The organism is Kocuria sp. CPCC 205235, from assembly GCF_040980905.1.
Taxonomy (GTDB): domain Bacteria; phylum Actinomycetota; class Actinomycetes; order Actinomycetales; family Micrococcaceae; genus Kocuria; species Kocuria carniphila.
Map to the genome: position 1 here is coordinate 1 of NZ_JAVKPR010000028.1, position 17812 is coordinate 17812.

Genomic DNA, 17812 nt, shown 5'->3' on the forward strand with positions numbered 1-17812 from the left:
CCCGCGGGTTCCGGAACTTCGAGAACTACCGTCTACGCGCCCTGCTCGCCGCCGGCGGACACCGGCCGTGGAGAAAGACACCTACCCATGCTCATTTGTGAAGGGCCTCATATCCCAAACTCGAGGGAAAGACCGGATCAACCACATAAGCGCCATTGCGGAACATGACTTCGGCCCGATTAAGACCTAGGGCGCGGGTGCGGATCCTGACTTCACCTGATTGGGGTTCGCGGGCCGTGACTTCTTCCAATTGCAGAACTTCCGGTCCGCCGGTGCAGTGAAAGCGAACTACTTTGCTCATGACATCTCCGTTTCATCTTTCGACTCGGCATCTGTGGCCGAATTTGGGGTGGAATTGTGAGGCCTGATCCCTCGCTTAGCCAGCCATTGTTCGCCCCATTCATTGAGATCCAGCAGTAGCGGTACCAGACTTTGGGCTTCTTCAGTGAGGGAGTACTCGACCTTTGGTGGGACCACTGGATAGACCGTTCGGGTGACCAGACCGTCTTCCTCGAGTTCACGCAACTGTTTCGTGAGTAACCTCGGAGTGATGCCGCGGATCTTCCTGGCTAGTTGGTTGAAACGCATAGTGCCTTCGATGAGGTAAAAGAGGATGACCCCTTTCCACTTGCCACCGATGATGGCAACGCTGGCCTCCATTGCACATCCGGGAAGATCATCAAAGAGTCGAGTCCTGGGCATCTCTCGTGCACTCCTTCGGGAAATTTTTTATTGCTTCCTCTCGGCAGTGGCACCCGAGTTTCCGTCCTGACCAATCCCACACGGCGAGGGGTTCGGGCATGGGGAAGGAGAAGGAGTTACTGCGGTAGGAACCTTTCAGCAGTTGCCGAGTTCATAGGACGACGCTATCCCGCACTTCCCGTGCGCGGTAGTACGCACTTTTCTAGCCAGTACTACCCTTTTTGTGCCCTTACTGCATTCGAACCACTCCTGCGTACGATGACCGCAACTGGTTCCTATCCCTGGAGAGGTCATGTCCGCACTGCATCAAGCATTCCTGCACGATTTTCAGCTCATGTCCCGCAACGGCGGGTTGGACTCGGGTGGGGTTGAGCGTCAGGCCGCCACCGCAGCGGACGGTCTCAACCGGCAGTGGTTCGCCGGCTGGTTGGCCGCGCGCGGTGCCACGGTGCACTACGACGAGATCGGTAACCAGTTCGGCACGTTCGAACTCCACCCCGGTGCGCCCTACGTGCTGGTCGGATCGCATCTCGATTCCCAGCCCAGGGCCGGCCGGTTCGACGGCGCATACGGCGTGCTCGCGGGGGCGACAGTGTGTGCGGAACTGTACCGAGCGGCGTCGGCGGGGGAGCTGGAGCTCAAGTACAACCTGTGCGTCGTGAACTGGTTCAACGAGGAGGGTTGCCGGTTCAAGCCGTCCATGATGGGCAGTCTGGTGTACACGGGCAAGCTCGATCTCGAGACGGCTCTGGACATCGAGGACGTGGACGGCATGACCGTGCGCGACGCCCTCGACGCACTCGGTCAGCGCGGAACCGAGAGCATTCCCGAGGCCGCGGCATACGTGGAGATCCACATCGAGCAGGGCAAGTCGATGGAGGAGAACGGCCAGACCATTGGCCTGGTGGAGGCCACGTGGGGTGCGCGCAAGTACGAATTCCGGGTGACCGGCGAGCAGTCCCACACCGGTGCCACGCTGATTGAGGATCGCAAGGACGCGCTGTTGGGTGCCTCGCTGCTCATTGCTGCGGCGCGCCGGATCGCGCTGGAGCACGACGTGATCACCTCATGCGGTGAGCTGCTGATCCTGCCCAATTCTCCCGTCGCGGTCGCTCGGGAGGCGCGCTTGTTGATCGACCTGCGCAGCCCGGATGCCGCCCGGCTCGACGCCGCAGACGCGGCCTTCGCGCAGGAGGTCACCAAAGCGGCGTCGGAGGCGAATGTGGAGATCGAAACTCTGAGCCGTAACGCCTGGGACGTGAAGAACTACGCGCCGGAGGGTGTGGAGCTCGCCGAGCAGGTTGTGCAGGAACTGGGTCTGCCGTACACGCGGATCATGACGCTGGCCGGCCATGATTCCACCAACGTCAAGGACGTGATGCCCGCGGTCATGCTGTTCGTGCCGTCCCACAAGGGCATCACGCACAACGAGTACGAATTCACCTCTGACCAGGACATGCTCTCCGGGCTGGACATGCTGATCGGCGTGATGACGCGGGTGGCGAAGGGCGAGCTGGCTTGAGTGCTGCGCACGAGCTTGCCGTGGGTTGGTAAAGCGGTTTATGCCTGTCCGCGCTGAGTCATAGAGTGTGTGGTGAAACACAACTCAATGAGGAGGCGCAGTGTCCCAACCCACGCAAGCTCAGGAAACCGCAATCCGTGAGGCGGTCGCGGAAGCGTTCGATCAGCAGGTCGAGTTCCTGCAGCGGTTGGTGTCCGAGCCCTCGCGGCGCACCGAGGAGCGCGCGGCTCAGGACATGATGGCGGCGGCCTTCCAGGACGCGGGCCTGAGCGTCGACCAGTGGACGCTGGACGCCGCCGAACTCGCGACCCACCCCGCCGCCGGTGCGGTCACCGTGGACTACTCGAACACTCCGGTGGTCGTGGGCACGTACGAACCTTCCGCCCCCGCCAACGGCGCTCGCAGCCTGATCCTCAACGGTCACGGTGACGTTGTACCCGAGGGTCGCGAGGACACGTGGACCACCAGCCCGTGGGACGGCCGGATCGAGGACGGCTGGATGTACGGCCGCGGTGCCGGCGATATGAAGGCCGGGTTGGTGGCCAACCTATTCGCGTTCAAGGCGCTGCAGGCTGCCGGACTGGAACCCACCGGCCGCGTGCACCTGCAGTCCGTACCGGAAGAAGAATGCACTGGCAACGGGACCGTAGCTGCCATGCAGCGTGGCTACACCGCAGATGCTGTGCTGATTTCTGAGCCCATTGCCGAGACCTTGGTGCGCGCCAATCTGGGTGTGATCTGGTTCGACGTTGACGTCACCGGAACCGCCGCTCACGCGCACGAGATGGCCAAGGGATTCAATGCGCTGGATGCCGCGTACTCCCTGATCGGTGACCTGCGGGAGCTCGAGGACAGGTGGAACCAGATCACGGTGGGGGATCCGAACTTCGGGGACCTGGAGCACCCCATCAATCTCAACGTCGGCGTGCTGCAGGCGGGCGAGTGGCCGTCTTCGGTGCCCGACCGCTGCACGTTCACGGTGCGGGTGTCGGTTCCGCCGTCGCTGGGCTCTGCCGCGGCGTGGCAGGAGCTCGAGGAGTGCGTTGAACGCGCCGGCCGCGTGAACCCCGTGGTGTCCCAGGGCAAGGTGTCGGTGAGTAAGTCCGGCTTCTTCTCCGACCAGTACGTCCTGGAACCGGGCACGGAGGCAGAAGGGTTGCTGTCGGAGCTTCATGCGTCCGTGACCGGTGCGCCGCTGGAGTACTACCCGTCGCCGGCGTACGTGGACTCCCGGGTCTACGGCACGTTCCAAGGCATCCCATCCATGGTCTACGGACCCCTCGCGGAAACCCTGCACGGCAAGGACGAACGCGTGAACCTGGAATCCGTGAAGCGCTGCACCGAGATCTACGCGCTCTACATCGCCCGCTGGTGCGGCGTGCGTGAGGCAGGTCAGAAGTGACCGCGCAGCCAGATCCATCGCGTACTGATCTCGGACAGGCTTCTCCGGAGCAGTCCGGCACGACAGCCGACGCCCAGGGCGAGAACCCGACCGGCACAACCCTCCCGCTCGACGGCGTTCTGGTCGCAGACTTCTCGCGAGTACTCGCGGGCCCGCTGGCCACCATGACGCTGGCGGATCTGGGCGCGCGAGTCATCAAGGTGGAACGCCCCGGTGCCGGCGACGACACCCGCAGCTGGGGGCCGCCGTGGTCCGACACCGGAGCCACATACTTCGAGTCCGCCAACCGCAACAAGGAGTCCGTAGCCCTGGACCTCACGGATCCGGAGGATCTGGCGCTCGCCAAGAAGCTGGCTCTCAAGGCCGATGTGTTGGTCGAGAACTTCAAACCCGGTGGGCTGGCCAAGCTGGGGTTGGGTTACGAGGACCTGCGGGATGAGAATCCGGGACTGATCTACGCCTCCATTTCCGGTTTCGGCTCCGCCGGCGGACGGAATCTGGCTGGTTATGACTTCCTGGTGCAGGCCGTGGGCGGGCTCATGAGTATCACCGGCCCAGCGGATGGCTCGCCGTATAAAGCCGGCGTGGCGTTGGTGGACGTGCTGTGTGCCAAGGACACGACCATCGGAGTGCTGTCCGCGTTGGAAGCTCGCCGGCGGAACAACGGTCGCGGATCCCACCTGGAGATCAACTTGCTCTCCAGCTTGCAGGGTGCGCTGGTCAACCAGGGGCAGGCCTACCTGGGGGCGGGCAAAGTCCCGTCACGCATGGGCAACGATCACCCCTCGATCGTCCCCTACCAGTTGCTGCAGTGCTCGGACGGCCCTCTTGCGGTGACCATTGGCAATGATGGTCAATTCGCCCGCATGGCCGGAGCTCTTGGCGTGCCAGACCTCGCTAAGGACGAGCGATTCGCCACCAATTCCGCCCGAGTGGCCCACCGCGAAATCCTGGTTCCTCTGCTCGAAGAAGCCCTCTCGGGTGATACCGCCCAGCACTGGGAGGACGTGCTCACGGGCGAGGGGCTGCCAGCGGGCAAGGTGGGCGGCATCGATGATGGGGTCGCACTGGCCGAAGACCTCGGGCTTGAACCCACCGTTGATGTCCAGGACGCCTCCGGGCAGACCGTGGGCCGGCAATTCCGGCACCCCGTGACCTGGAACCCGCCGCTTGAATCACCCACCACGGCCCCGCCGCAGCTCGGGGAACACACCGAGTCGGTGATCGAATGGCTCAAGGGAACTTCTTAGGCGAGTGAAATAAAAAGGGGGCTGGCGCGGCGAGGTTTCGCGAGCGGCGTCGTCCCCGTAACGTGAGTCACAAATACACAATGGGCGCGGTGGCAGTCTGTCCCGGGCCCTGGCACTACCAGCACGAGCAATGATGCAAAGGAGCACCATGACCACCCCAGAGCTGTCCGCGGATCCTTCGGATCTGATCAGTTTCGATTCCCTGCTCACCCCCGAGGAACTCGAGCTGCGCGGAAACGTGCGCGAGTTTGTGAATGCGCAGATCAAGCCGAATATCGCCAAGTGGTTCGAGGCTGCCGAGTTCCCGCTGGAGATCGTGCCGGAGATGGCCAAGCTGGGTCTGCTGGGCATGCACCTCAAGGGTTACGGCTGCGCGGGTCGTTCGGCTGTGGAGTACGGTCTGGCCGGTGCTGAGCTGGAGGCCGGAGATTCGGGCCTGCGCACGTTCGTGTCCGTGCAGGGCTCGCTGGCCATGAGCGCCATTCACAAGTGGGGCTCTGAGGAGCAGAAGCAGGAGTGGCTGCCGCAGATGGCCGCCGGTGAAGCAATTGGTTGCTTCGGCCTGACCGAGCCGACCGCGGGTTCGGACCCGTCCTCGATGACCACCAACGCCAAGCGCGACGGTGACGACTGGGTGCTCAACGGCACCAAGCGGTGGATCGGCCTGGCCAACGTGGCCAAGGTGGCCGTGATCTGGGCGCAGACCGATGACGGGATCCGTGGCTTCGTGGTGCCCACCGACACCGCCGGTTACAAGGCCACACCCATCGAGCCCAAGTTGTCGATGCGTGCGTCCATCCAGTGTGAGATCGAACTGATGGACGTTCGGCTGCCCGCCAGTGCGATGCTCCCCGAGGCCAAGGGCCTGCGCGGTCCCTTCTCGTGCCTCAATGAAGCCCGCTACGGCATCATCTGGGGCGCCATGGGCGCGGCTCGCGATTCGTTCGAGGCTGCCCTGGACTACTCCAAGCAGCGCATGCAGTTCGACAAGCCCCTGGCCGGCTACCAGATGACCCAGCAGAAGCTCGTGGACATGGCGCTGGAGATCAACAAGGGCTTCCTGCTCGCACTGCAGATCGGCCGCATGAAGGACGCCGGCACACTGCAGAATCACCAGATCTCGGTGGGCAAGCTCAACAACTGCCGCGAGGCCATCGCGATCGCCCGCGAGGCTCGCACCATCTTGGGCGGCAACGGCATCACGCTGGACTACTCGCCGCTGCGTCACGCCAACAACTTGGAGTCCGTGCGCACCTACGAGGGCACCGACGAGGTCCACACCCTCATCCTCGGCCAGTACCTCACCGGTGAAGCGGCCTTCCGCTGATCGACACGTTCTACCTGGCGCTCGCGGCGGTTTTCGTCGCGGGCGCCCCCATTTCAGGACTGAGTTCGAATCCGAATCCGAGTTCGAGGGAGACTTCCGCATGAGCACCACCATCGACAGCATCAAGAACATCACCGTGATCGGCGCCGGCGCCATGGGTCGCCAGATCGCGATGACCGCCGCGCTCGCCGGGTACCAGACCACAGTGCAGGACATCAGCCAGGACATGCTTGACGCCGCATCCGCCGAAATGAGCGGCTGGGCCGAATCCCGCGTGGCCAAGGGCAAGCTTGAGCAATCTGCCGCCGACGCCGCTCTGGGTAACTTGGCGTGGGAAACGGACCTCGAGCGCGCGGCAGCCAATGCAGACTTCGTGATCGAAGCCGCCACCGAGCGTCTGGACATCAAGAGGGGGATCTTCGAATCCCTGGGTTCCCTCGCGCCGTCGCACGCGATTCTGGCCACCAACTCCTCGACCCTCGGTTCGTCCAAGGTGGCCGAGGCCAGCGGGCGTGTGGAGCAGGTCTGCAACATGCACTTCTTCAACCCTGCCCTGGTCATGAAGTGCGTGGAAGTGGTCCGCCACGAGTCCACCAGCGACAACACCGTGGACGTCACCATGGAACTGGCTCGCCGCTTCGGCAAGGAACCGGTGCTCATCAACCGTGAGATCCCCGGGTTCATCGCCAACCGCGTGATGGGCGCGATCAACGAGGAGTCTTTGTTCCTCTACGAGAACGGGTACGCCTCCAAGGAAGACATCGACGCCGCCATCCGCAACGGCCTGGGCCACCCGATGGGCCCGTTCGAGCTCATGGACATGGTGGGCCTGGACGTTATCGACTTCATCGCCAAGGCCACCTACGAGGAGACCGGCGCGGAAGAGGACAAGCCCAACGAGTCCATCTCCAAGCTCGTGGCCGAGGGCAAGTTCGGCCGCAAGTCCGGTGAAGGGTTCTACGAGTACAAGAAGTAGCCCCTCAACCCCATATCGCTCGGGCCAGGACCGGCGCGCCCAGCACCGGTTCCTGGTCCAGGGCAGTCACGTCCGTGAGGCCGGATTCAGCAAGTAGCCCTCGGAGGGTTTCGCCAACAATCGTTGGTGCCAGCCCACCTCCTAGCACCACGGGGAGGGGCCCGGTGAGCTGCTGGGCAACGGCGGTGGTGAGGGAGCGCAGTTCGGAAGCCGCGCGTTGCACCAACTCCTGTGCCACGGCGTCACCGTGCGCGGCGAACTTCACCACTGTGCGTGACAACCCTGCCCAGAACGAGCGGTCCGGTCGGTCGTGGAACGCTGCAATGAGCTCAACAGCGGAACTAACCTGAGACTGCTCCAGGATTGCCCGAGCAAACGCCGTGGGAGCAGCATCAGGGTCGCGCTGGTCGGCGCGTAGAACGGTGCGGACCGCTTCACGGCCCAGCCAGTAACCGCTGCCCTCATCACCGAGCAAGTATCCCCAGCCGCCGGAGCGGCGCTCGCGGCCGGTGGAATCGATGCCCCAGGCCACGGAACCGGTTCCTGCAATGACCGCGACTCCGGTGGTGTGACCGCCCGCGGCAAGAATTAAACGGGTGTCGTGCACCGCCGTGACTGGTACTTCAGGTGAGGCCCCGGAAACGGAGCGAATGAGGTGTTCGAGCCGAACGGCGTCGGCGGGGGTGTCCACGCCACCGGCGCCGGCAACCACTGGGGCGGAAGACCCGGCCCCCAGCTCGCCGAACACGTCTCGCAACGCGGCCGCGGCGGCATCGGCGGAGACGTTCTGAACGTTTGCGCTGGGCCCCTTGGCGTGGCGAACGGCCTGGCCATCGCGGAACAACACCCCGCGTGTGGTGCTGCCGCCGATGTCCAGGCCGATCAGATCGCCGGTGTGGGTCACTGAACCTTCAGCTCGCCCATTTCATCCCAGCCGTCGCCGTCGATCTGACGGGAAATGATGCGGGGAGTGGAGCTGAGGTACTGCGGGAATTCCTCGGTCATCTTGGTGAAGTGATCGGACTTCACGTGCGCCTCAGCGGCGTCATCGTTGAAGGCCTCCACGAGCACGTACTCGTTGGGATTATCCACGCTGCGGGACCAGTCGAACCACTTGTTGCCGGCCTCGGCGCGGGTAGCCTGCGTGAACTCGTCGACCAGCTGGGGCCAGTTGTCCGCGTGCTCGGGCTTCACATCGAATTTCACAACGATAAAGATCATGGGGGTTGCCTCCTTGGATGCGGTTTTCCATGTTCAGCATATGGGTGACGGCTGATGAAAATGTGAACAACGAGACTGTTCAGGCCCCTAAAAATATGCATCTTGCAGGCTAATAATGAGTGTGGACACTGCGACTCTGAGGAGGACCGTCGTTGGCTGAAACACAGCAGGCACAGGACTGGGACCCGAGCGACCCGAGTGTGCGCGCGAATCAAACTACGGCGTACGACCGCATGCGAGGGAAATGTCCCGTAGCTCATTCTGACGCCTTGAACTGGTCTCTGTTCCGGCACGAGGACGTCATGCGCGCCCTCTGCGATCCTGAGACGTTTTCCAGCGCGGTCTCACGGCACGTGGCCGTTCCCAACGGCATGGACCGTCCGGAGCACACGATCTTTCGCGAGGTGGTCGACCGCTATTTCACGCCGGAGAAAATGGCCGAATTCGAACCCGCCCTCCAAGCGCTCACAGCGCAGCTTTTGCAGGAACTGACTGACGACGCTGCCCCGGTCGCCTCGGGTGCGCGAGGTGAGGCAGTGACGCCGGGCGCCGAAAAATCCGTGACCGTAGAAGTCATGTCAGAACTGGCCAACCCGTTCGCCCTGCGCTGCCAGTCGGCCTTCATGGGTTGGCCACGCGAGCTGGAACCGGAGTTGGAGAGATGGGTGCGCAGGAATCACGAAGCGACGACCTCGCGGGATCATTCACGTACGTCCGAGGTGGCGCTCGAATTCGACGGTTACATCCGGCAGTTGCTCGACGATCGTCGAGACTCCCCGGCGGACCGGGACAACACCTCGCGGCTGCTGCATGAAACGGTGTACGACCGTAAGTTCACCGAGGATGAGATTGTAAGCATTGTGCGCAATTGGACGGTGGGTGAGCTGTCCACCATCGCGGGTGCGGTGGGGATCGTGCTGGGGTACTTGGCCGAGCATCAGGACGTGCAGCGCCAGTTACGGGAGAACCCGGAGCAGATTGTGGCCGCCACGGATGAGATCCAGCGCATTGAGGACCCGTTCGTGACTAACCGACGCGTGACCACCGAAGATGTGGAACTGTCCGGTCGGAAGATTCCCGCGGGATCCAAGATCACCCTGATGTGGAGCTCAGCCAACCGCGATGACACTGTGTTCAGCGATCCTGATGATTTCCGCCTAGATCGAGACCCTGAACAGAACCTCGTGTACGGGGCAGGTATTCACGTGTGCCCCGGGGCTCCCATGGCGCGGCTGGAATTGAAAGTGCTTTTGGAGCAGATCTTCGAACTGACCGAGCGAATCGAATCCGCGGGCAAGTCGGTTCGTGCCGAGCACCCCGCCGGAGGGTTCCACACCGTACCGGTGCGTTTGGTGCTGCGTTAGGGGTTTCACCCATGCGTAAGGCCCCCGCCAATGGCGAGGGCCTTACGGTCAAAAAATTGCGTGGTGCGGAACCTAGTTGAGTCCGTCCTTCAGGTTCTTGCCGGCGTCTTTGACGTTTTCCACGGACTGCTTGGCGCCACCAGAAGCCTTCTGGGATGCACCTTCAGCCTGCATATCGCGGTTTTCCGTGGCATCACCAAGCTTTTCCTTGGCGGATCCGGACGCTTTCTCCGCAGCATTACTGATTTTATCGCCGATTCCCATAGGCACTTCCTCTCGTAGAACGAACAGGTATCCATAATGTAAACGGACTTCCCTGGGAGGGGAAGAGGGGGAGCCTGGTATTTCGCCCAGAGCGTGCGCCCACCCCGTCTGTTCGGGCCATCAACCCAGGTCAGGGGTGGTTACTGGTAAGACACAAACCACGGCTTGGGTTCTAGGTTGTACGTCTGCTCCGGGGTGAACGTGGGGGTGTCCTCGTCGTAGAAGTTCTTCCACGCCATGTGGATCCCCTCGGGCAGGCCCTGCTGCAGTACGCCCCAGGTTTCCTTTTTCATTTCCGGAGTGCCGTGACCGTCAGCGTGGAGAATGATTTCCAGCTCGGGGTGGTCGGTCTTGATGTTCTCGCGGTTCTGAATCATGGCCATGGAGAACTGGTGCAGGATCACGGCCTTCTGGGGCAGGTTGTTCTCGGCAGTGAGCTCGGCCAACCACTCTGTGGTCTCGTTGATCTCTTCTGCGGAGACCGAGCCGATCTGCTGCAGGTGCACCTGTCCGGGAGCCAAGCGCCACTCGGGATCCAGGGCCAGACCAACGTTGGGGCGCTTGAGGAGCTCCTCGTACTGCTTGGCCTGACTCAAGAAGTCACTCTGACCTGGCTGCAGGTCCAGCACCACGTACACGCCGTTCTTCTCAGCGGCCTCGATGTAGGGGATGAAGTGGTCCACGGGGACTTCATTGGAGTAATTACCGTCAGGACCGGGATCAGAAGATGCTGAGGTCACGATGATCTCGAACGACGGGATCACTTTTTCCTCGCTGTACGGCTGGTATTGCTTGGCCAGCTCGATGGCGCGTTGAGCCGATTCTTCCGGTCCCTGCTCACCCAGGACGCCCAATCCGGGGGTGCCCGGATGACCGTAGAGCGCGACGAAGCGCCGGTCCGGGAAGAGTTCGGTTCCGCCGCCGATCAGTTCGGGCGGTTCCGTGGGCGACGGCGTTGCCTCGGGCGCCGACGACGCTCCGGAGCCGCTCTGAGTGGCCGCTGCCTGATCGGGGGTTTCGGTGGCGGCGTCACCACACCCTGTTAGCAAGAGGGCGGCGCAGGCGGCGGTGGCGATGGCGGTGGAGAGTCGGCGCATGGCGCAAATACCTCAGGGGGTCGGTCGGTCACGGGGTAACGCCCATGGTCAGCGTGCTGTCCAAGTGGCGGTACTGCCAGCCTATGCGCAAACGGTTAGTGGGCATGGCAACATGACAGTACCGATCCCCCGGAGGTTCTCATGAGCTCGCCCTACACACCCCCAACGGGCCCATCGGGCCCTCACGAGCCCTCCGAGGACGGTTCACGCGCTGAAGGGCCGCAGGAGTATGCCCCGGCGTACGGTTCGGCCAAGCCTCGAGAAGGAACCTCGGTCAAAACGGCCATCCTGTTGATCGGCATTGCCGCACTCATCGGCCTGCTCGTGCTGGGCGCCCTGCTCTGGGCAATCACCAGAACGGTTCCCACACTATTCGGCGGTGGTGAAGAAGATCCGCCCGCGCCGCCTCCCACTACGGCGGTCGCCCAACCAACTCAGGAACGCGAGCCGACGACGTCGCCGTCGGCCGCGGCGTCGAGCGCCTCGAGTCCCGCGGAGACCACGGAGCCCGAGCGTCCTGTGGCCCAGGGCGGAAGTTTGCAAGCGCCGACCGGGGATCCCTTGTTCAGCGAGGAAGGCGAGTTCACGGAGACGGTCCTGGAGGAAAGCGACGAGATCGCGATCGAGGTTCCGGATCATGACGGGCCGCTCCTGATCACGTGGTCCGTGACGAGTGACCGCGAAAGTGGCGGGGTTTTCCTCAACGCCCACGAGAGTAAGGGTGGGGACGTGACCGAGCACATGGGGTCCGTCAGTGATGGTCAAACGGGCATGTGGCTCATCGACGCGGATCCGGATGAGCCCGAGACCACCGTGATCTACCCCCAGGGCAACGGCGATACCCAGTGGAAGGTGCAAGGGTTCCCGGTCTCTGAGGCCCCCCGCGTGGAGCGGGGAGCCGAAGTGACCGGCAGTGGACCCGGAGTCTTCGCGGTTCCGGCGGGTGATGAACAGGATTACCGCTTCACATCCGAGGAAGGTGTGCCGCGAGTCGAGGTCTACGACGCGGACGACCTGAGCTCATGGCATCAGTTCGAGTACGGAACCGGCCCCGTCGAGTTGGACATCACGGCGGGCTCCAGTGAACAGGTCATCATGGTGCACGCTGACGGCGACTGGACGCTAGAGCCGCGCAACGGCTGGTTCTAAGGATTCTCAGTCCAGCGAGATCTTCCGCAGCATCCCCAGCAGGTTGGTGCGCTCCTCGTCGGAGAGGTTGGACAGTGTCCGGTCGGAGGAGGATTCCACTGCGACCTTGGCCTTTTTGTAGAGCTTCTGGCCTTCGGTGGTCGGCACGATGATCTTGGATCGCCGGTCGTTGGGGTCTGTCTGACGCTGCACCAGACCCATCTTTTCCAACGCGTCCACGATCAAGACGATCTGGCTGGGGTCCAGCACCAAGTGGTAACTCAACTCGCGCTGCGTGGGGTTCTTCTTGCCGCACACCAGGGACAACACTGAGTAGTGGCGCACCTTCAGTCCCAGGTCAGCCAGGGCGCGGTTCGCGGTGGCGGAGCCCAGCGAACTGGCGCGCGCCATGAGAAACACGGGCTCTTGCGATAGGTCGGATTCCCTCAGTGTGTGCGGCATGGCTCCATGGTATCCCGAAAACGTCATGTAATGGAGAATCTTAATCATTGACAATCTCAACGAAATGCGATGCCATGGTTTCAGCACATCGTGAACCGCATCACTTACTTGGGAGCAGACATGACTCAGACACCTCTCGCTGGCAAGGTCGCCATCGTCACCGGTTCGGGCCAAGGCTTGGGCCTGGCCTACGCGCAGGAACTCGCCCGCCAGGGCGCATCCGTCGTGATCAATGACGTCAACCAGGACACCGCAGACGCCGCCGTGGAATCCATCGTGGCCGAGGGCGGCAAGGCCGTGGCCGTCGTCGCCCCCGTGGGTGACACCGAGGCCGCAACCGCGCTGGTCAACGGCGCCGTGGAGGCGTTCGGACGCCTGGACATCCTGGTCAACAACGCCGGCGTGTTGCGCGACAAGTCGCTGCTGAAGATGACCGACGAGGACTTCGACCTGGTCATCAAGGTCCACCTGCGCGGCACCTTCACCTGCGTGCGCGAGACCTACCGCTACTTCAAGGAGAACGGCGTGGCCGGGCGCATCATCGCGATCGGCTCGCCCACCGGCCAGTACGGCAACTTCGGCCAGACCAACTACGCCGCCGCCAAGGCCGGCATTGTGGGCATGATCCGCACCTTCGCCCTCGAGATGAAGAAGGCCGGCGTCACCGCCAACGCCGTGATCCCCGTGGCCGCCACCGCCATGACCAAGACCATCCCGTTCTTCCAGAAGGCCGTCGAGGCCGATGAGCGCGGCGAGGCCATGCCGCCCTTCTTCCGGCACGACTTGGGCTTTGGCACAGCCTCTGACGTGGCCGGCCTGATCACCTGGTTGGCTTCCGACGACGCCGCCGACGTCACCGGCCAGGCCATCGGAGCCGGTGGCGATCGCCTCCAGCTGTTCAGCCACCCCACGCCCATCGTCACCGAGTACCGCGAGGGCGGCTGGAGCTACGAGGCCCTGGCAGCGCAGGCGCACAACTTGTTCGAGGGCAAGCTGCAGACCTGCGGCGAGAAGATGCCCCCGCTGCCCGAGGAACTCCAGCCCGCGCAGGGCTGAGCCACGTTCCGGACCGGTAGAACTGAAGGGAAACCACCATGCGTTATGAATTCGGTGCAGAGCTCGCCCAGCGCGACGGCATTGACATGCACGTGCACATCGAGTGCTCGGACCACGGCCACGCGTCACTGCCCAAGCCTCTGACGGACGCGTCCGCCAAGTACTTCAAGGCGGAGGACCGCTCCCCGTCGCTGGACACCATTGCCGAGCGCTACCGCGAGTGGAACCTGGCCGCGGTCGTGTTCACCGTGGACGCCACCACCGCACTGGGTCATGAGCCCAACTCGATCGAAGAGATCGCGGAAGGTGCAGCGCGCAACAACGACGTGCTGATTCCTTTCGGTTCCGTGGACCCCCTCCAGGTTCCCGAGGCCGTGGAACGCGCCAAGCAGCTGGTCGAGGAATTCGGGGTCAAGGGCTTCAAGTTCCACCCGTCGCTGCAGGGCTTCGACCCATCGAACGAGAAGTACTACCCGATCTACGAGGCCATTCAGGAACTGGGCGTTCCCGCTCTGTTCCACACCGGTCAGAACGGCATGGGCGCGGGCCTTCCGGGTGGTTACGGCATCAAGCTGGGCTACTCCAACCCGTTGTTGCTGGACTCGGTGGCCGCTGACTTCCCGAACTTGCAGGTCATCATGGCTCACCCCTCGGTGCCGTGGCAGGAAGAGGCCAACTCGATTGCCACCCACAAAGCGAACGTGTGGATCGACCTGTCCGGCTGGTCACCCAAGTACTTCCCGGAGTCCCTGGTACGCGCCTCCAACTCCATGCTCCAGGACAAGGTGCTCTTCGGCACCGACTACCCGCTGATCACCCCGCAGAAATGGCTCGGTGCTTTTGAGCAGCAGCGCTTCAAGGACGAGGTCAAGCCCAAGATTCTCAAGGGCAACGCCCTGCGGCTCTTCGGCCTCGGGGAACTCGAGGGAACCTACGAGCCGAGCGAGGGCGGCGTCGTCGTCGCGGCCAAGCAGTACGCCGCCGAGAAGGCGGCCCAAGCCCAGAAGGTGGAGCGGGCATGAGCGAGCTGTACCCGGACTGCGACCCGTACGGCATTGCCGACCGGCTGACCGAAGCCGAGCGCGCGCCCATCTTGCGCTTGCGGACGGTGCTTGAGAGCGAGATCAAGCCGCTGGTGGCCGAGTACTGGGAGAAGGGCGAGTTCCCCTACCAGATCGCGCCGTCCCTGTATGGGCTGAACCTGATGACTCCGGACGAGATCGACGGCGCGCCGCGCTCGCTGTACCACGGGTTCCGGATCTTAGAACTGGCTCGCACGGACGCCTCCATGGCCACGTTCTACACGGCGCAGGCGGGCCTGTTCCGCACCACGTGCCGCGTGGGCGCCTCCCCGGAGCAGTTTGCCGACCTGGACCCCAAGATCACGAGCTTCGAGACCAAGGGCGTGTTCTGCCTGACCGAACCGGACCACGGTTCGGACATCGCCGGCGGCCTGGCCACCACGGCCGAACGCCAGGGTGACGAATGGATCATCAACGGTGCCAAGCGCTGGATCGGTGGCGCGTTCACCGCCGATTACCTGGCCGTCTTCGCCCGCGACGTGGCCGACGGCCAGGTCAAGGCGTTCCTCGTGGATCGCGAGGCACCCGGCGTGACGCTCGAGAAGATTTACGGCAAGACCGCGCTGCGCATGATGCAGAACGCGGACATCTCGCTCGAGAACGTGCGCGTTCCCGAGGCGCAGAGACTGCAGAACTGCAACTCGTTCAAGGATGTCGCGGCCATGCTGCGCGTCATGCGCTCGGACGTCGCGTGGATCGCCACCGGCATCCAGGCCGGCGCGTACGAAGCCGCGCTGCGCTACGTGCGTTCCCGCGAACAGTTCGGCAAGTCGCTGGGCAGCTTCCAGCTCGTGCAGGAGAAGCTCGCGCGCATGCTGGGCAACGTCACGGCGAGCCTCTCGATGGTGTCCGATCTCGCCGAGAAGCAGGACCGCGGCGAGTACCGGGACGAGGATTCGGCGCTCGCCAAGATGTGGATCTCGCTGCACATGCGCGAGACCGTGGCCCTGGCCCGCGAAGTGGTCGGAGGCAACGGGATCACGCTCCCGACCGACGTCGCCCGCTTCCATGCTGACGCCGAGGCCGTCTATTCCTACGAAGGCACCCACGAGATCAACGCGCTCGTGGTCGGCCGTTCCATCACGGGCAAGTCAGCTTTCGCCTGATTTTCCGACTGCGCCGCTCGCGCCGTTGCGCTCTCTTTACTCATTACCCCAAGGAGAATTTCATGACCGCCAAGACCGTTGTTTCCTTTGACGAAGTTGCCGACCTCGCGGGCAAGGACCTGGGCTTTTCCGAGTGGCGCGAGATCACTCAGGATCAGGTGAACCTGTTCGCTGACGCCACCGACGACCACCAGTGGATCCACACCGATCCCGAGAAGGCCGCGTCTGGACCGTTCGGTGCACCGATCGCTCACGGTTTCCTGACCCTGTCCCTGCTGATCCCTATGTGGGGCGAGCTCTTCGACGTGTCCGACGTGAAGACCAAGGTCAACTACGGCCTGGACAAGGTCCGCTTCACCTCACCCGTGAAGGTCGGCGCCCGCGTGCGCATGACCGTGACCATCGTGGAGGTCTCCGAGGTCAAGGGCAACGGCCTGCACCTGGTGGCCGACGCGACCATCGAGATCGAGGGCGAAGAGCGCCCCGCCGTGGTGGCGCGCTTCCTGAACCGCTTCTACAAGTAAATGTTCTTTGAGGCTCTGCACCTCAGGGCCCGTTGGAACCCTCCGCTACACGTGAAGGCTCGTAAGAGCCCTTGCGGCGTCGTTTGAAGGTTCCCACGGGCCCTGAGGTGTGTTCGAGGGATCCGGCGGAACCTGGTGTGTGCGGCGCTCACAGTTTCTACTGCTCGGTGGCGTGTGACCCGTGGCGTGCGGCCCGTGTGCCCGGTACCTAATGAGCGCTAAGTCGTAGCGGCGCCATCAGTCCTTGGGCGTACCGCGCTCCGCAACCCACTTCTGGAACACTGCGGAGTCCTGTTCGCCCAGGCCTGCATCGATCAGCTGCTCTGCGGCATTCGCGATGGGCCCGCCCAGCACCGACTTGGTTCCGGTGGCGCGGGCCGCGTCCAAGTAAGCGGAGACGTCCTTGTGAACGAAGGCCGCCTGCGCGGACACCGAGTAGTCGTGGGCCACGAGCTTGGGCGTCTTATCGTTCATGATCACCGATCCCGCATAACCGCCCTGGAGCAGGTCCAGCAGCTTGGCCAGATCCAGCCCGGCGCGTTCGGCCACCACGCTGGCCTCGGAAATCGCCACGATCTCGGCCGCGCAGATCAACTGGTTACACGCCTTGGCCACTTGCCCCGATCCCAACGGCCCCAGATGAACGGGGCGACCGCACGAGGACAGGACGTCCGAGACCAGGCCGACGGCGGCGTCGTCGCCACCCACCATGATGGACAGGTCGCCGCGGATCGCGCCGGCCTCGCCGCCGCTGATGGGCGCGTCCACGAACTCCACGCCTGAGGTATCGCGGTGCCAGCGGGTGATGTCCACGGGGGAGACGGTGGAGCTGATCGCCAGGATCAGGCGGTCGTGGTCGGCGTCGCGCTCGCGGGCGCCCTCGACGAGTTCATCAAGCACCCCGTCGATCTCCGGGGCGCCGGGTACTAACAGGATGACGACGTCGCACTGGCGCGCCATATGCCGCGGCGAATCTACCGCGCGTGCCCCCTCCGCCTTGTGGAGGCTGTGATGCAGGACCACCACGTCGTGACCGGCGTCGATGATGTGCCCGGCCATGGGCTTCCCCATGGATCCGAGACCGATGATTCCCACGGTGTGCGGTGATGGGCTCATGCTGTGGCTCCTCGCGACGGTGACGGCTGGTTCCATCATGCCCTGAAGACCGCTGTCAGCGTCCAGGGGCGTGAGGGCCGGCGCCCCAACTTGGAGATTTTCGGAGCTCAACTTGGAGATTTTCGGAACCAAACTTGGAGGTTTTCGGATGATGAGAAGAGCAGCCTGCTGCGGTGAATCTGGCGATGCAGGGTTGTCCAGATGGCTTATATG

Annotated in this window: 19 protein-coding genes; 11 read left to right on the forward strand and 8 right to left on the reverse strand. The window is 63.6% G+C overall.

The genetic code is table 11. The features are described 5' to 3' along the window. Window positions 1-91 precede the first annotated feature (91 nt). Both RF638_RS14050 and RF638_RS14055 read right to left on the reverse strand, forming a co-directional pair. Window positions 92-301: a hypothetical protein gene (locus tag RF638_RS14050; RefSeq protein ID WP_368842277.1), complete on the reverse strand. Its 210-nt coding sequence runs from the start codon at window positions 299-301 to the stop codon at window positions 92-94. Continuing rightward, on the reverse strand, window positions 298-660 hold the full coding sequence (locus RF638_RS14055) for a helix-turn-helix domain-containing protein (RefSeq protein ID WP_129701987.1): 363 nt from the start codon (window positions 658-660) through the stop codon (window positions 298-300). The genes RF638_RS14050 and RF638_RS14055 overlap by 4 nt, the downstream gene beginning before the upstream one ends. Before the next feature lie 334 nt (window positions 661-994). Here RF638_RS14055 and RF638_RS14060 point away from each other — a divergent pair, with 334 nt between their 5' ends. The 5 genes from RF638_RS14060 (at window position 995) to RF638_RS14080 (ending at window position 7179) form a co-directional block, all read left to right on the forward strand. Next, window positions 995-2224, forward strand: coding sequence for a M20 family metallo-hydrolase (locus tag RF638_RS14060; protein WP_368842278.1), 1230 nt, complete (start codon window positions 995-997; stop codon window positions 2222-2224). A 100-nt stretch (window positions 2225-2324) separates the two neighbouring features. After that, window positions 2325-3626: an ArgE/DapE family deacylase gene (locus tag RF638_RS14065; protein WP_368842279.1), complete on the forward strand. Its 1302-nt coding sequence runs from the start codon at window positions 2325-2327 to the stop codon at window positions 3624-3626. Window positions 3627-3745: 119 nt separating this feature from the next. Then, window positions 3746-4876 carry a CoA transferase gene (locus RF638_RS14070; RefSeq protein ID WP_344225527.1) on the forward strand — a complete coding sequence of 377 codons (1131 nt, stop codon included), beginning with the start codon at window positions 3746-3748 and terminating at the stop codon, window positions 4874-4876. A 148-nt stretch (window positions 4877-5024) separates the two neighbouring features. Beyond that, window positions 5025-6203 (forward strand): acyl-CoA dehydrogenase family protein, encoded by a 1179-nt coding sequence (locus RF638_RS14075; RefSeq protein WP_368842280.1) that lies wholly within the window; start codon window positions 5025-5027, stop codon window positions 6201-6203. A 100-nt stretch (window positions 6204-6303) separates the two neighbouring features. After that, the gene (locus RF638_RS14080; protein ID WP_259917058.1) at window positions 6304-7179 is read left to right on the forward strand and encodes a 3-hydroxyacyl-CoA dehydrogenase family protein; all 876 of its coding nucleotides are present in this window, start codon (window positions 6304-6306) and stop codon (window positions 7177-7179) included. 4 nt (window positions 7180-7183) lie between these two features. Here RF638_RS14080 and RF638_RS14085 read toward each other — a convergent pair whose 3' ends face one another. Beyond that, window positions 7184-8083 (reverse strand): N-acetylglucosamine kinase, encoded by a 900-nt coding sequence (locus RF638_RS14085; protein WP_259917056.1) that lies wholly within the window; start codon window positions 8081-8083, stop codon window positions 7184-7186. Then, window positions 8080-8400, reverse strand: a complete 321-nt coding sequence (locus RF638_RS14090) for a putative quinol monooxygenase (RefSeq protein WP_259917054.1) — start codon at window positions 8398-8400, stop codon at window positions 8080-8082. The genes RF638_RS14085 and RF638_RS14090 overlap by 4 nt, the downstream gene beginning before the upstream one ends. 152 nt (window positions 8401-8552) lie before the next feature. Between RF638_RS14090 and RF638_RS14095 the strand changes: the two genes are divergently transcribed. After that, a complete protein-coding gene (locus RF638_RS14095; protein ID WP_368842281.1) occupies window positions 8553-9764 on the forward strand; it encodes a cytochrome P450 in 1212 nt (403 codons plus the stop codon). A 72-nt stretch (window positions 9765-9836) separates the two neighbouring features. Here the strand turns inward: RF638_RS14095 and RF638_RS14100 are convergent, their stop codons facing one another. Together RF638_RS14100 and RF638_RS14105 are read right to left on the reverse strand one after the other, a co-directional pair. Further along, complete coding sequence (locus RF638_RS14100; RefSeq protein WP_129701999.1) at window positions 9837-10028, reverse strand: CsbD family protein; 192 nt, start codon at window positions 10026-10028, stop codon at window positions 9837-9839. A gap of 140 nt (window positions 10029-10168) precedes the next feature. Further along, on the reverse strand, window positions 10169-11125 hold the full coding sequence (locus RF638_RS14105) for a hypothetical protein (protein WP_259917049.1): 957 nt from the start codon (window positions 11123-11125) through the stop codon (window positions 10169-10171). Between the two features lie 141 nt (window positions 11126-11266). On the opposite strand from RF638_RS14105, the gene RF638_RS14110 reads away from it, so the two are divergent. Next, window positions 11267-12274, forward strand: a complete 1008-nt coding sequence (locus RF638_RS14110) for a hypothetical protein (protein WP_368842282.1) — start codon at window positions 11267-11269, stop codon at window positions 12272-12274. 6 nt (window positions 12275-12280) lie between these two features. On the opposite strand, the gene RF638_RS14115 is transcribed toward RF638_RS14110, so the two are convergent. Then, window positions 12281-12715: a MarR family winged helix-turn-helix transcriptional regulator gene (locus RF638_RS14115; RefSeq protein WP_238663261.1), complete on the reverse strand. Its 435-nt coding sequence runs from the start codon at window positions 12713-12715 to the stop codon at window positions 12281-12283. Window positions 12716-12835: 120 nt separating this feature from the next. Between RF638_RS14115 and RF638_RS14120 the strand changes: the two genes are divergently transcribed. From RF638_RS14120 to RF638_RS14135, 4 genes are all read left to right on the forward strand, one after another. After that, window positions 12836-13771: an SDR family NAD(P)-dependent oxidoreductase gene (locus RF638_RS14120; protein WP_129702007.1), complete on the forward strand. Its 936-nt coding sequence runs from the start codon at window positions 12836-12838 to the stop codon at window positions 13769-13771. 38 nt (window positions 13772-13809) lie between these two features. Then, window positions 13810-14793: an amidohydrolase family protein gene (locus tag RF638_RS14125; protein ID WP_129702009.1), complete on the forward strand. Its 984-nt coding sequence runs from the start codon at window positions 13810-13812 to the stop codon at window positions 14791-14793. Then, complete coding sequence (locus tag RF638_RS14130) at window positions 14790-15959, forward strand: acyl-CoA dehydrogenase family protein (RefSeq protein ID WP_368842283.1); 1170 nt, start codon at window positions 14790-14792, stop codon at window positions 15957-15959. The genes RF638_RS14125 and RF638_RS14130 overlap by 4 nt, the downstream gene beginning before the upstream one ends. A gap of 62 nt (window positions 15960-16021) precedes the next feature. Then, window positions 16022-16483 (forward strand): MaoC family dehydratase, encoded by a 462-nt coding sequence (locus RF638_RS14135; protein ID WP_259917040.1) that lies wholly within the window; start codon window positions 16022-16024, stop codon window positions 16481-16483. Between the two features lie 237 nt (window positions 16484-16720). On the opposite strand, the gene RF638_RS14140 is transcribed toward RF638_RS14135, so the two are convergent. Further along, window positions 16721-17599 (reverse strand): NAD(P)-dependent oxidoreductase, encoded by an 879-nt coding sequence (locus tag RF638_RS14140; RefSeq protein ID WP_368842284.1) that lies wholly within the window; start codon window positions 17597-17599, stop codon window positions 16721-16723. Window positions 17600-17812: the final 213 nt, after the last annotated feature.